This window comes from Streptomyces sp. NBC_00582, assembly GCF_036345155.1.
Lineage (GTDB): Bacteria > Actinomycetota > Actinomycetes > Streptomycetales > Streptomycetaceae > Streptomyces.
In genome coordinates this window covers 3853738-3866884 of the sequence record NZ_CP107772.1, presented here as the reverse complement: position 1 = coordinate 3866884, position 13147 = coordinate 3853738, and the positions used below count along the sequence as shown (strand labels likewise).

Annotated in this window: 14 protein-coding genes; all 14 read left to right on the top strand. The window is 69.3% G+C overall.

Annotated features, from left to right (window positions below; translation table 11 throughout):
- Nucleotides 1–19 precede the first annotated feature (19 nt).
- Nucleotides 20–1153, top strand: a complete 1134-nt coding sequence (locus tag OG852_RS16850; protein ID WP_330348360.1) for an LCP family protein — start codon at nt 20–22, stop codon at nt 1151–1153.
- A 193-nt stretch (nt 1154–1346) separates the two neighbouring features.
- Nucleotides 1347–1571 (top strand): 50S ribosomal protein L31, encoded by a 225-nt coding sequence (rpmE, locus tag OG852_RS16845; protein ID WP_133917174.1) that lies wholly within the window; start codon nt 1347–1349, stop codon nt 1569–1571.
- 108 nt (nt 1572–1679) lie between these two features.
- Nucleotides 1680–2756, top strand: coding sequence for a peptide chain release factor 1 (prfA, locus tag OG852_RS16840; protein ID WP_330348359.1), 1077 nt, complete (start codon nt 1680–1682; stop codon nt 2754–2756).
- Nucleotides 2757–2793: 37 nt separating this feature from the next.
- Nucleotides 2794–3639, top strand: a complete 846-nt coding sequence (gene prmC, locus OG852_RS16835; protein ID WP_133917176.1) for a peptide chain release factor N(5)-glutamine methyltransferase — start codon at nt 2794–2796, stop codon at nt 3637–3639.
- A 67-nt stretch (nt 3640–3706) separates the two neighbouring features.
- Nucleotides 3707–4354 carry an L-threonylcarbamoyladenylate synthase gene (locus OG852_RS16830; protein ID WP_133917177.1) on the top strand — a complete coding sequence of 216 codons (648 nt, stop codon included), beginning with the start codon at nt 3707–3709 and terminating at the stop codon, nt 4352–4354.
- Entirely contained in the window at nt 4351–5031 is a 681-nt protein-coding gene (locus OG852_RS16825; protein WP_133917178.1) for an arsenate reductase/protein-tyrosine-phosphatase family protein, read from the top strand. Before OG852_RS16830 ends, OG852_RS16825 begins: the two co-directional genes overlap by 4 nt.
- 78 nt (nt 5032–5109) lie before the next feature.
- On the top strand, nt 5110–6357 hold the full coding sequence (gene glyA / locus OG852_RS16820) for a serine hydroxymethyltransferase (RefSeq protein ID WP_133917179.1): 1248 nt from the start codon (nt 5110–5112) through the stop codon (nt 6355–6357).
- A gap of 217 nt (nt 6358–6574) precedes the next feature.
- Complete coding sequence (locus tag OG852_RS16815) at nt 6575–7876, top strand: MraY family glycosyltransferase (protein WP_330348358.1); 1302 nt, start codon at nt 6575–6577, stop codon at nt 7874–7876.
- 311 nt (nt 7877–8187) lie between these two features.
- A complete protein-coding gene (locus tag OG852_RS16810; RefSeq protein ID WP_133917181.1) occupies nt 8188–8643 on the top strand; it encodes a hypothetical protein in 456 nt (151 codons plus the stop codon).
- 225 nt (nt 8644–8868) lie between these two features.
- On the top strand, nt 8869–9690 hold the full coding sequence (gene atpB / locus OG852_RS16805) for a F0F1 ATP synthase subunit A (protein ID WP_133917182.1): 822 nt from the start codon (nt 8869–8871) through the stop codon (nt 9688–9690).
- A 72-nt stretch (nt 9691–9762) separates the two neighbouring features.
- A complete protein-coding gene (locus OG852_RS16800) occupies nt 9763–10011 on the top strand; it encodes an ATP synthase subunit C (protein ID WP_030610088.1) in 249 nt (82 codons plus the stop codon).
- A 41-nt stretch (nt 10012–10052) separates the two neighbouring features.
- A complete protein-coding gene (locus OG852_RS16795; RefSeq protein WP_133917183.1) occupies nt 10053–10598 on the top strand; it encodes a F0F1 ATP synthase subunit B in 546 nt (181 codons plus the stop codon).
- A complete protein-coding gene (locus OG852_RS16790) occupies nt 10595–11410 on the top strand; it encodes a F0F1 ATP synthase subunit delta (protein ID WP_133917184.1) in 816 nt (271 codons plus the stop codon). The genes OG852_RS16795 and OG852_RS16790 overlap by 4 nt, the downstream gene beginning before the upstream one ends.
- A gap of 132 nt (nt 11411–11542) precedes the next feature.
- Nucleotides 11543–13132, top strand: a complete 1590-nt coding sequence (gene atpA, locus OG852_RS16785) for a F0F1 ATP synthase subunit alpha (protein WP_133917185.1) — start codon at nt 11543–11545, stop codon at nt 13130–13132.
- Nucleotides 13133–13147: the final 15 nt, after the last annotated feature.

The following is a 13147-nucleotide window of genomic DNA, read 5'->3' as shown; positions in this document are numbered from 1 at the left end:
CACGAGAACAGAGGAGCACATGTCCGCCGAGAGCACGCCGGAGCCCGGCATACCGGGTGAGGCCGGCACGACGGGTGAGAACGGCAGCGACCCGAGGCACCGCAGACAGCGGGGCCGGCGCAAGGGGCTGCTGATCATGGCGTGGACGGCCGCGGGCATCGTCGCCCTGGGCGGCACCGGCGCGGGCTACCTGTACTTCAAGCTCAACGGCAACATCAAGAGCGTCGACATCGACCAGGCCCTCGGCACGGACCGGCCCACCAAGGTCGACAACGGCTCCGAGAACATCCTCGTCCTCGGCTCCGACACCCGCTCCGGCGCCAACAGGAAGCTCGGCGGCGGCACCGACGACGGCAGCGCCCGCTCCGACACGGCGATGATCATCCATGTGTACGAGGGCCACCAGCGGGCCAGCGTGGTCTCCATCCCGCGCGACACCCTCATCGACCGGCCGGTGTGCACCGACACCCAGGGCGTCCGGCACGACGCGGCGCACGGCGTCATGTTCAACTCGGCGTACTCCACGGGCGGCGCGGCCTGTGCCGTGAAGACCGTCGAGTCGATCACCGGCATCCGGATGGACCACTACCTCGAGGTCGACTTCTCCGGCTTCGAGAAGCTGATCGACGAGCTCGGCGGCGTCGAGGTCACCACCACCAAGGCCATCGACGACCCCGACAGCCATCTCAGGCTCAAGGCGGGCACCCACACCCTCGACGGCGAACAGGCCCTCGGTCTCGTGCGCACCCGGCACGGCGTCGGCGACGGCTCCGACCTCGGCCGCATCCAGCTCCAGCAGGCCTTCATCAAGGCCCTGGTCACCCAGGTCAAGCACATCGGACTGTTCACCAGCCCCAAGAACCTCTACGACCTCGCGGACACCGCGACGAAGGCCGTCACCACCGACTCCGACCTCGGCTCGGTCAACTCCCTGATGTCCTTCGCGAACGGACTCAAGGGCATCAGCGCGTCGAAGATGCACATGGTGACGATGCCGGTGCGCTACGACCCCGCCGACCCCAACCGCGTCGTCGTCCTGACCAAGAAGGCCCAGCAGGTCTGGACGGCCCTGAAGAACGACGAGCCGATCCCGGCGGCGGCCACGAAGGACACGGCGACCGGGGAGGCGAAGGGGGTTGTGGCCTCGTCCTGAGGATGCGGGTGCGTCGTGTGCTCGTCGCGCGGTTCCCCGCGCGCCCGGGGGAGTCGCCCCTCGGGGAATAGATGGGTTCACCCCCCGGTTTTGGGGGATGGCGCCAGTCCTGGCAGACTGGTAAGTCGGCCCCGGTTCACGCACCCGCAGCCCGCGGTGGCGACCCGGAGCCCTCCCGAAACTAGGAGACACCTTGAAGCGCGACATCCACCCCGAGTACGTCGAGACGCAGGTCAGCTGCACCTGTGGCGCGTCGTTCACCACCCGCAGCACGATCGCGAGCGGCACCATCCGCGCCGACGTCTGCTCCGAGTGCCACCCGTTCTACACGGGCAAGCAGAAGATCCTCGACACCGGTGGCCGTGTGGCCCGCTTCGAGGCCCGCTTCGGCAAGGCTGCCGCCGGCTCCAAGAAGTAGCGAGCCCCCATTCGCCGGTCCACGGCCGTGCCCCCGCCCGGGGTGCGCCGGGACCGGCGTTTTTGGTCGTTCGCCTTCATCCACGCACCAGCATTTCAGGAGCCCACCATGTTCGAGGCCGTCGAGGAGTTGGTCGGTGAGCACGCCGACCTGGAGAAGAAGCTCGCCGACCCGTCGGTCTTCGCCGACCAGGCCAACGCGCGCAAGCTGAACAAGCGCTACGCCGAGCTCACCCCGATCGTCGCCACGTACCGCTCCTGGAAGCAGACCGGCGACGACATGGAGACCGCGCGCGAACTCGCCGCCGACGACCCGGACTTCGCCGCCGAGGTCAAGGAGCTGGACAAGCAGCGCGACGAGCTGACGGAGAAGCTGCGGCTGTTGCTCGTGCCCCGGGACCCGTCCGACGACAAGGACGTCATCCTGGAGATCAAGGCCGGCGCCGGCGGCGACGAGTCCGCCCTCTTCGCGGGCGACCTGCTGCGCATGTACCTGCGGTACGCCGAGCGGGTCGGCTGGAAGACCGAGATCATCGACGCCACCGAGTCCGAGCTGGGCGGCTACAAGGACGTCCAGGTCGCCGTGAAGACCAAGGGCGGCCAGGGCGCCACCGAGCCCGGTCAGGGCGTCTGGGCGCGGCTGAAGTACGAGGGCGGAGTGCACCGCGTCCAGCGGGTGCCGGCGACCGAGTCGCAGGGCCGCATCCACACCTCGGCGGCCGGTGTCCTCGTCACCCCGGAGGCGGAGGAGGTCGACGTCGAGATCAACCCCAACGACCTCCGCATCGACGTGTACCGGTCGTCCGGCCCGGGCGGCCAGTCCGTCAACACCACCGACTCCGCCGTGCGCATCACGCACCTTCCCACCGGAGTCGTCGCCTCCTGCCAGAACGAGAAGAGCCAGTTGCAGAACAAGGAGCAGGCGATGCGTATCCTGCGCTCCAGGCTCCTCGCCGCCGCGCAGGAGGAGGCGGAGCGGGAGGCCGCCGACGCCCGCCGCAGCCAGGTCCGCACCGTCGACCGCTCCGAGAAGATCCGCACGTACAACTTCCCGGAGAACCGCATCTCGGACCACCGCGTCGGCTTCAAGTCGTACAACCTTGACCAGGTCCTGGACGGCGACCTCGACGCGGTGATCCAGGCCTGCGTCGACGCGGACTCGGCGGCGAAGCTGGCAGCCGCGTAACCACGGCACGGACGAGTACCACCCACGGAGGACTTGCGTGAACCTGCTGCTCTCGGAGGTGGCCCAGGCCACCCAGCGGCTGGCCGGCGCCGGCGTGCCCTCGCCGCGCAACGACGCGGAGGAGCTCGCCGCGTTCGTGCACGGCGTGAAGCGCGGTGAACTGCACTCCGTGAAGGACTCCGACTTCGACGCCCGCTACTGGGAGGTCATCGCCCGGCGTGAGCAGCGCGAGCCGCTGCAGCACATCACCGGGCGGGCCTACTTCCGCTATCTGGAGCTCCAGGTCGGCCCCGGCGTCTTCGTGCCCCGTCCCGAGACCGAGTCGGTCGTCGGGTGGGCCATAGACGCCGTACGGGCCATGGACGTCGTGGAGCCGTGCATCGTCGACCTGTGCACCGGCTCCGGCGCGATCGCGCTCGCCCTCGCCCAGGAGGTGCCGCGCTCGACCGTGCACGCCGTGGAGCTGTCCGAGGACGCCCTGGTGTGGACCCGCAAGAACATGGAGGGGTCCCGCGTCGACCTGCGTCAGGGCAACGCCCTGGACGCCTTCCGCGACCTCGACGGCCAGGTCGACCTGGTCGTCTCCAACCCGCCGTACATCCCGCTGACCGAGTGGGAGTACGTCGCTCCCGAGGCGCGGGACTACGACCCCGACCTGGCGCTGTTCTCCGGCGAGGACGGGCTCGACCTCATCCGCGGTCTGGAACGGACCGCACACCGGCTCCTGCGCCCGGGCGGTGTCGTCGTCATCGAGCACGCCGACACCCAGGGCGGCCAGGTGCCGTGGATCTTCACCGAGGAGCGGGGCTGGGCCGACGCGGCCGACCACCCGGACCTCAACAACCGCCCCCGCTTCGCGACCGCCCGCAGGGCCATGCCGTGAACACCGCCCATGTGACCACCCATCAGACTTCCATCCAGCAGTACGTGCACGAGGAGGCCCGCTAGACATGGCTCGGCGATACGACACCAACGACGCGACCGACCGCGTGACCGGTCTGCGTGAGGCCGCGTCCGCCGTCCGCCGGGGCGAGCTCGTGGTCCTCCCGACCGACACGGTGTACGGCATCGGCGCCGACGCGTTCTCCAAGGAGGCCGTGGGCGATCTGCTGGACGCCAAGGGCCGGGGCCGCAACATGCCCACCCCCGTCCTCATCGGCTCCCCGAACACCCTGCACGGCCTGGTCACGGACTTCTCCGAGCTGGCCTGGGAGCTGGTCGACGCGTTCTGGCCGGGCGCGCTGACGCTCGTCGCCAAGCACCAGCCGTCCCTGCAGTGGGACCTGGGCGACACCCGCGGCACGGTTGCCGTGCGCATGCCGCTGCACCCGGTCGCCATCGAGCTGCTGACCGAGGTCGGCCCCATGGCGGTGTCCTCCGCCAACCTCACCGGACACCCGGCGCCGGAGAACTGCGACTACGCCCAGGAGATGCTCGGCGACTCCGTCTCCGTCTACCTCGACGGCGGCCCCACCCCCGGGAACGTCCCGTCCTCGATCGTCGACGTCAGCCGCGAGATCCCGCTGCTGCTGCGCGAGGGGGCGATCACGGCCGACGAACTGCGCAAGGTCGTACCCGACCTCGAGGTGGCGAATTGACAGCCCCTGACGCGGGGCGTGGCATAGGCAACGGGGAACGCGCCGCGGAGATCACGACGACCTTCGTCGGACTTCCGCGCGACACCTTCCGCATCCTCCACGTCAGCACCGGCAACGTCTGCCGCTCGCCCATCACCGAGCGGCTGACCCGGCATTTCCTGTCGCAGCGCCTCGGGGTGCTGGGCGGCGGGATGATCGTGGAGAGCGCGGGCACCTGGGGCCACGAGGGCGCGCCGATGGAGGCCAACGCGGAGACCGTGCTGGCCGACTTCGGCGCGGACCCCTCCGGCTTCGTCGGCCGGGAACTGCTCGACGAGCACGTCATCATGGCCGACCTCGTCCTGACCGCGACCCGCGACCACCGCGCCCAGGTCATCTCCATGGGCCACTCGGCGGGCCTGCGCACCTTCACCCTGAAGGAGTTCACCCGCCTGGTGAACGCCATCGACCCGGCCACCCTGCCCCCGCTGGAGGAGGGCGTGGTCCGCCGCGCCCGGGCCCTGGTCCGCGCGGCGGCGGCCCTGCGCGGCTGGCTGCTGGCGCCCACGCTGGAGGCGGACGAGGTCTACGACCCGTACGGTGCGCCGCTGCCGTTCTTCCGCTCGATCGGTGACGAGATACATCAGGCGCTGGACCCCGTGGTGACGGCGCTGACGGGAGTGCCGGCCCGGATGTAGGCCGTCGCGGTGGGGGGCACCTCCCGCGTCACGGGCCTACATTGGACGTACGTCACCGTCGACGTCCCGGAGTTCGTCATGTCGGTCACTCATGCCCCCGTCGCGGCCGATGCCGATGTCCTGCGCCGGCAGGATCCCGAGATGGCCGAGATCCTGCTCGCGGAGGCGACCCGGCAGGCGTCGACGCTGCAGCTCGTCGCCGCCGAGAACTTCTGCTCGCCGGCCGTGCTGGCCGCGCTCGGCTCGCCGCTCGCCAACAAGTACGCGGAGGGGTATCCGGGGGCCCGGCACCACGGGGGCTGCGAGATCGTCGACGTCGCCGAGCGGCTCGCCGTGGAGCGGGCGAAGCGGCTGTTCGGGGCCGAGCACGCCAATGTGCAGCCCCATTCCGGCTCGTCCGCCGTGCTGGCCGCCTACGCGGCCCTGCTGAGGCCCGGTGACACCGTGCTCGCCCTCGGGCTGCCCTACGGCGGGCATCTCACCCACGGTTCGCCCGCGAACTTCTCCGGGCGCTGGTTCGACTTCGTGCCGTACGGGGTGGACGCGGAGACCGGGCTGATCGATTACGAGCAGGTGCGGACGCTGGCCCGCAGCCATCGGCCCAAGGCGATCGTGTGCGGCTCGATCGCCTATCCGCGCCATGTCGACCACGCCCTCTTCCGGGCCGTGGCCGACGAGGTCGGCGCCTATCTCATCGCCGACGCCGGGCACCCCATCGGGCTGGTCGCCGGGGGAGCGGCGCCCTCTCCGGTGCCGTACGCCGACATCGTCTGCGCCACCACCCACAAGGTGCTGCGGGGGCCGCGCGGCGGGATGCTGCTGTGCGGGAGCGAGTTGGCGGAGCGGGTGGACCGGGCCGTCTTCCCGTTCACGCAGGCCGGCGCGCAGATGCACACGATCGCCGCGAAGGCGGTCGCGTTCGGTGAGGCGTCGACCGAGGCGTTCTCGGCGTACGCCCATCAGGTGGTCGCCAATGCGAGGGTGCTGGCGGCCCGGCTGGAGGAGGAGGGGCTGGGCGTGACGACGGGCGGCACCGACACCCATCTCCTCACCGTCGATCCGGCTCCCCTCGGTGTCGACGGGCGCTCGGCGCGGGGGCTGCTCGCGGCCGCGGGGATCGTCCTGGACTGCTGTGCGCTGCCGTACGCCGATGCGCGCGGGCTCCGGCTCGGCACGGCCGCGGTGACCACGCAGGGGATGCGGGAGGAGGAGCTGGCGGGCGTCGGGGCGCTGATGGCGGGGGTGCTGCGCGGCCGGGTCGAGGCCAAGCGGGCCCGCGAGGAGGTACGGGAACTGGCCACGGCCTTCCCGCCGTATCCCGGCTGATCCCGGGCTGATCCCCGGCTGGTCCAGGGGATCCGGCAGGCGTGGGGGCGGAGAATCCGGGTACGCGCGCTGGCGTGAAACGCCCCCGTGCACCCACACTCACAGCCCCACGTGCAACCATCGTCGCTACCCGGAAGTCCCCACACATATGCGCCGTGTGTGAGTCGATCGCTAGGGTGTGGGGCTGAGATGGCCAGCGAGACCTGTGGGGAAGCCTGTGCGTGAATACCTGCTGACGCTCTGCATCACGGCCGCGGTGACGTATCTGCTGACCGGGCCGGTACGGAAGTTCGCGATCGTGGCGGGGGCGATGCCGGAGATCAGGGCCCGTGACGTGCACCGGGAACCCACTCCGCGGCTCGGCGGGATCGCCATGTTCTTCGGGCTGTGTGCGGGGCTGCTGGTCGCGGACCATCTCACCAACCTCAACGGGGTCTTCGAGAAGTCGAACGAGCCGCGCGCCCTGCTCTCGGGTGCCGCCCTGATCTGGCTGATCGGTGTCCTGGACGACAAGTTCGAGATCGACGCGCTGCTGAAGCTGGGCGGCCAGATGATCGCCGCGGGTGTGATGGTCATGCAGGGTCTGACGATCCTGTGGCTGCCGATCCCGACGGTCGGCACGGTCGCGCTGACCCAGTGGCAGGGCACCCTGTTGACGGTGGCGCTGGTCGTGATCACCATCAACGCCGTCAACTTCGTGGACGGTCTGGACGGGCTCGCGGCCGGCATGGTGTGCATCGCCGCCGCCGCGTTCTTCATGTACACGTACCGCATCTGGTACTCGTACGGCATCGAGGCCGCCGCCCCGGCGACGCTGTTCGCGGCCATCCTGATGGGCATGTGCCTGGGCTTCCTGCCGCACAACATGCACCCCGCCCGGATCTTCATGGGCGACTCGGGCTCGATGCTGATCGGGCTGGTGCTGGCGGCGGGCGCGATCTCCGTCACGGGCAACGTCGACCCGGACAACCTCTTCGGCGGCTCCGAGCGCTCCACCGTGCACCAGATGGTGCCGGTCTACATCCCGCTGCTGATGCCGCTGACGATCATCGCGATCCCGGCCGCCGACCTGATCCTCGCGATCGTGCGCCGTACCTGGCGCGGTCAGTCGCCGTTCGCCGCGGACCGCGGGCATCTGCACCACCGGCTGCTGGAGATCGGTCACTCGCACAGCCGGGCCGTGCTGATCATGTACTTCTGGTCGGCGCTGATCGCGTTCGGCGCGCTCGCCTACTCCGTCAACGCGGCGTCCATGTGGATCGTCCTCGGTGTGGTGTTCCTCAGCGCGCTCGGGCTCGTGCTGCTTCTGCTGCCGCGCTTCACGCCGCGTGCCCCGCGCTGGGCCGAGGCGTTCGTGCCGCCGCGCTACCGCCGCCGCAGGTCCGCCGAACTGGCCGCGGAGGCCGCGCTGGTCTCCGCCGACGGGGCCGAGCCGCAGCCGCGTACGCCCGTGGCCGTCGGGGTCTCGGGGGTCAACGGGGCGACCGCCGTGGGCCCTCGTTCGCGGTCGGCAAGGTAAGAATCTGACTAGAGCATTGCCAAGTCGTGGGGGAAGTGGGCGGGGGCAAAGCTCCCCAATACCAGACAACTCGGCGTCGATTCTGCACAGACGGGCACTGTCACTCTCATGTGTGACAGCAAGCACACCATCCAGGTAAAGACCTCATCAAATAGTTTGTGATACGGTTCACGAGAACCCCGGAGACAGCCGAAAGACCGCAGTGCGACGGTCTTTTGGCGCGAGGTCCGCGTGAGGTCTTTCGCCCCTCGAACCGGGACTACGCTCGTCCATGACGACACCCTGCCCCCATTGAAAGCGGAGTTGCCGCCATGCCGTCCAACGACGTCCGGATCCTGGCCCAGGCCGCCGTACCCACACTCGCCGCCGGTGCGATCGCCGCCGTCGTCAGCGGTGTGGTCGCGGGCGGCAAGGGAGCCATCGGCGCCGTCGTCGGCACGGTCATCGTGATCGCGTTCATGGGAATCGGCCTCTACGTCCTGCAGCGCACCGCCAAATCGCTTCCGCAGCTGTTCCAGATGATGGGCCTGATGCTCTACGCGGCGCAGATCCTGCTGCTGTTCATCTTCATGGCCGCGTTCAAGAACACCACGCTGTTCAACCCGCGGGCCTTCGCCGTCACGCTCGTCGTCGCCACGATCGCCTGGATCGCCGCGCAGACGCGGGCGCACATGAAGGCCAAGATCCTTTACGTCGAACCCGATTCGGCCTCCTCCTCGGCCTCCTCGAAGGCCGGGAAGCCCGAAAAATCGGGGCACTCGTCGTGAGGGGTAGGGCCGGGATAAAGACGTCTGAGATCTCCTGCTATCGTCCGGTGCCAACTGCGGCATCGCGGGCGCGGGCATCCCAGCTGACGCCTGCTCAAGCGCGAGGCGAGATGCCCCACAGCCGCCCCCACATCCGAAACACCAGTCCCGTGCCGAAACGCGGCCGTACGCCGCGCCGACACAACGAGGTTGCCGTACCTATGCGCCACGACGAAGGAGCCCGCGGTGAGTGCTGACCCGACGCAGGTGCTCGCCTTCGAGACCGACTGCCACCTGTTCGACGGTTGTGGCTTCCCGGCTCCGGGCCTGCACTCGTTCCTGTTCGAGCCGATCTTCGGCAACGCGGACGGCAACACGTACTTCAACAAGACGATGCTGCTGGCGCTGCTCGGCTCGATCATCATCGTCGGCTTCTTCTGGGCCGCCTTCGCCCGCCCGAAGGTCGTCCCCGGCAAGCTCCAGATGGTCGCCGAGGCCGGCTACGACTTCGTCCGCCGCGGCGTCGTCTACGAGACCATCGGCAAGAAGGAGGGCGAGAAATACGTCCCGCTGGTCGTCTCGCTGTTCTTCTTCGTCTGGATGATGAACCTCTGGTCGATCATCCCGGTCGCCCAGTTCCCGGTCACCGCGATCATCTCCTACCCCGCGGTCCTCGCCGGCATCGTCTACATCCTGTGGGTCTCCCTGACCTTCAAGCGCCACGGCTTCGTCGGCGCCTTCAAGAACTTCACCGGCTACGACAAGTCCCTCGGCGCGGTCCTCCCGCTGTCGATGACGATCGAGCTGTTCTCGAACCTCCTGGTGCGGCCCTTCACCCACGCCGTCCGACTCTTCGCGAACATGTTCGCCGGTCACACCCTCCTGCTGCTCTTCACGATCGCCAGCTGGTACATGCTGAACGGCATCGGCATCGCCTACTCCGCCGTCTCGTTCGTGATGGTCATCGTGATGACGGCCTTCGAGCTCTTCATCCAGGCGGTGCAGGCGTACGTCTTCGTCCTGCTGACCTGCAGCTTCATCCAGGGCGCGCTCGCCGAGCACCACTGAGCCAGCCCGACCCCCATCCAGACATCCGGTGGCCAACCCCCACCGGTCCTTGAAAGAGAAGGAAGAACCGGCATGTCCGCTCTCCAGACCCTTGCCGCCGGCGTCGAGATCAAGGGCAACCTCGGCTCGATCGGTTACGGCCTCGCCGCGATCGGCCCGGGCGTCGGCGTCGGCATCATCTTCGGTAACGGCACCCAGGCGCTCGCCCGCCAGCCCGAGGCGGCCGGCCTGATCCGCGCCAACCAGATCCTCGGCTTCGCCTTCTGTGAGGCGCTGGCCCTGATCGGTCTGGTCATGCCGTTCGTTTACCCGAGCTCCTGACCTGATCCGTCGGACTGCCCCTTTCGACGAAAGGCACTGATATGAGCCCCCTGGTTCAGCTGGCGGCCGAGGAAGCGGAAAACCCGCTCATCCCGCCGATTCCGGAGCTCGTGATCGGCCTGATCGCCTTCGTCATCGTCTTCGGCTTCCTCGCCAAGAAGCTCCTCCCGAACATCAACAAGGTTCTGGAAGAGCGTCGCGAGCAGATCGAGGGCGGTATCGAGAAGGCCGAGGCCGCTCAGACCGAGGCCCAGAGCGTGCTCGAGCAGTACAAGGCTCAGCTCGCCGAGGCTCGCCACGAGGCCGCGCGCCTGCGCCAGGAGGCTCAGGAGCAGGGCGCCACGCTCATCGCGGAGATGCGCGCGGAAGGCCAGCGGCAGCGCGAGGAGATCGTCGCCGCCGGTCACGCCCAGATCGAGGCCGACCGCAAGGCCGCCGCGTCCGCGCTGCGTCAGGACGTCGGCAAGCTCGCCACCGACCTGGCCGGCAAGCTCGTCGGCGAGTCCCTCGAGGACCACGCCCGCCAGAGCCGCGTCATCGACCGCTTCCTCGACGAGCTCGAGGAGAAGGCCGAGGCGTCGCGATGAACGGAGCGAGCCGCGAGGCCCTGGCAGCCGCACGTGAGCGTCTCGACGCGCTGACGGACTCCACGTCTGTGGACGCGGCGCGGCTCGCCGACGAGCTGGCCGCCGTCACCGCGCTGCTCGACCGCGAGGTGTCGCTGCGTCGGGTCCTCACCGACCCGGCGCAGGCCGGTGAGGCCAAGGCCGGGCTGGCCCAGCGCCTGCTCGGCTCCCAGGTCAGCGGCACCACCGCCGACCTGGTCTCCGGCCTGGTGCGTTCCCGCTGGTCGCAGTCGCGCGACCTGGTGGACGCCCTGGAGGAGCTGGCGAACATCGCGGACCTCACCGCCGCGCAGAAGGCCGGCGCGCTCGACGACGTCGAGGACGAGCTGTTCCGCTTCGGGCGGATCGTCTCCTCCAACACCGAGCTGCGCGCCGCACTGACCGACCGGAAGGCCACCGCCTCGGCCAAGGGCGAGCTGCTGCGCAGCCTGCTCGGCGGCCGTGCGGACGCGGCCACCGTTCGCCTGGTGACGCGCCTTGTGACCGCCCCGCGTGGACGTAGCCTGGAAGCGGGACTCGAGTCCCTGTCCAAGCTCGCCGCCGAGCGCCGGGAGCGTCTGGTCGCCGTCGTCACCTCGGCGGTGCCGCTGAGCGACACGCAGAAGCGACGCCTGGGCGCCGCCCTCGCCAAGCTGTACGGCCACCAGATGCACCTCAACATCGACGTGGACCCCGCGGTCCTCGGCGGCATCCGGGTGCAGGTCGGCGACGAGGTCATCAACGGCTCCCTCGCGGACCGTATCGAGGACGCCGGCCGCCGCCTGGCGGGCTAGCAGCAACTCAACACGCAGTACGTACGCAAGCGGCCCTGGTTGGGCCGTGCAGAGGATTCACCTCGTTCAGGGGGGAGTCCCCATCCCCCCAAAGTGAAACTTCGGGCCCAACAAGGAGAGCAGGGAACCCAGATGGCGGAGCTCACGATCCGGCCGGAGGAGATCCGGGACGCGCTGGAGAACTTCGTCCAGTCGTACAAGCCGGACGCGGCCTCGCGCGAGGAGGTCGGTACGGTCACCCTTGCCGGCGACGGCATCGCGAAGATCGAGGGTCTTCCCTCGGCCATGGCCAACGAACTGCTGAAGTTCGAGGACGGCACCCTCGGCCTCGCGCTCAACCTGGAAGAGCGCGAGATCGGTGCCATCGTCCTCGGTGAGTTCAGCGGCATCGAGGAGGGTCAGCCGGTCACCCGTACCGGCGAGGTGCTCTCCGTGGCCGTCGGCGAGGGTTACCTCGGCCGCGTCGTCGACCCGCTCGGCAACCCGATCGACGGCCTCGGCGAGATCGAGACGTCCGGCCGCCGCGCCCTCGAGCTGCAGGCCCCCACGGTCATGCAGCGCAAGTCGGTGCACGAGCCGATGGAGACCGGCTACAAGGCCGTCGACGCGATGACCCCGATCGGCCGCGGTCAGCGTCAGCTGATCATCGGTGACCGCCAGACCGGCAAGACCGCCCTGGCCGTCGACACGATCATCAACCAGCGCGACAACTGGCGCTCGGGCGACCCGGACAAGCAGGTCCGCTGCATCTACGTCGCCATCGGCCAGAAGGGCTCCACCATCGCGTCGGTCCGCCGCGCGCTGGAGGAGAACGGCGCGCTGGAGTACACGACCATCGTCGCCGCCCCGGCGTCCGACCCGGCCGGCTTCAAGTACCTGGCGCCGTACACCGGTTCGGCCATCGGTCAGCAGTGGATGTACGACGGCAAGCACGTCCTGATCATCTTCGACGACCTGTCGAAGCAGGCCGACGCCTACCGCGCCGTGTCCCTGCTGCTGCGCCGCCCGCCGGGCCGTGAGGCCTACCCGGGTGACGTCTTCTACCTGCACTCCCGTCTGCTGGAGCGCTGCGCGAAGCTCTCGGACGACATGGGCAAGGGCTCGATGACCGGTCTGCCGATCGTCGAGACCAAGGCCAACGACGTCTCGGCGTTCATCCCGACCAACGTCATCTCCATCACCGACGGCCAGTGCTTCCTGGAGTCGGACCTGTTCAACGCCGGTCAGCGCCCCGCGCTGAACGTCGGTATCTCCGTCTCCCGCGTCGGTGGTTCCGCGCAGCACAAGGCGATGAAGCAGGTCTCCGGCCGTCTCCGCGTCGACCTGGCCCAGTTCCGTGAGCTGGAGGCGTTCGCCGCCTTCGGTTCCGACCTGGACGCCGCGTCGAAGGCGCAGCTGGAGCGTGGTCAGCGCATGGTCGAGCTGCTCAAGCAGGCTCAGTACCAGCCGATGTCCACCGAGGACCAGGTCGTCTCCGTCTGGGCCGGCACCACCGGCAAGATGGACGACGTCCCCGTCGCCGACATCCGCCGCTTCGAGAAGGAGCTGCTCGAGTACCTGCACCGCAGCGAGCAGGGCCTCATGACCTCCATCCGCGAGGGCGGCAAGCTCTCGGACGACACGCTGACGGCCGTGGCCGACGCGATCGTGGAGTTCAAGAAGCAGTTCGAGACCTCGGACGGCAAGCTCCTCGGCGAGGACGCCGTCAGCGTCTCCAAGTGACGTAAGGAAGGGACC

Excerpts from the sequence above, each read along its gene's own strand:
- OG852_RS16810 (WP_133917181.1), top strand. The coding sequence starts at position 8,188 with ATGCCGTCCAACGACGTCCGGATCCTGGCCCAGGCCGCCGTACCCACA.
- OG852_RS16830 (WP_133917177.1), top strand. The coding sequence starts at position 3,707 with ATGGCTCGGCGATACGACACCAACGACGCGACCGACCGCGTGACCGGT.
- OG852_RS16795 (WP_133917183.1), top strand. The coding sequence starts at position 10,053 with ATGAGCCCCCTGGTTCAGCTGGCGGCCGAGGAAGCGGAAAACCCGCTC.
- OG852_RS16790 (WP_133917184.1), top strand. The coding sequence starts at position 10,595 with ATGAACGGAGCGAGCCGCGAGGCCCTGGCAGCCGCACGTGAGCGTCTC.
- prfA (WP_330348359.1), top strand. The coding sequence starts at position 1,680 with ATGTTCGAGGCCGTCGAGGAGTTGGTCGGTGAGCACGCCGACCTGGAG.
- OG852_RS16800 (WP_030610088.1), top strand. The coding sequence starts at position 9,763 with ATGTCCGCTCTCCAGACCCTTGCCGCCGGCGTCGAGATCAAGGGCAAC.
- atpA (WP_133917185.1), top strand. The coding sequence starts at position 11,543 with ATGGCGGAGCTCACGATCCGGCCGGAGGAGATCCGGGACGCGCTGGAG.
- OG852_RS16850 (WP_330348360.1), top strand. The coding sequence starts at position 20 with ATGTCCGCCGAGAGCACGCCGGAGCCCGGCATACCGGGTGAGGCCGGC.
- glyA (WP_133917179.1), top strand. The coding sequence starts at position 5,110 with ATGTCGGTCACTCATGCCCCCGTCGCGGCCGATGCCGATGTCCTGCGC.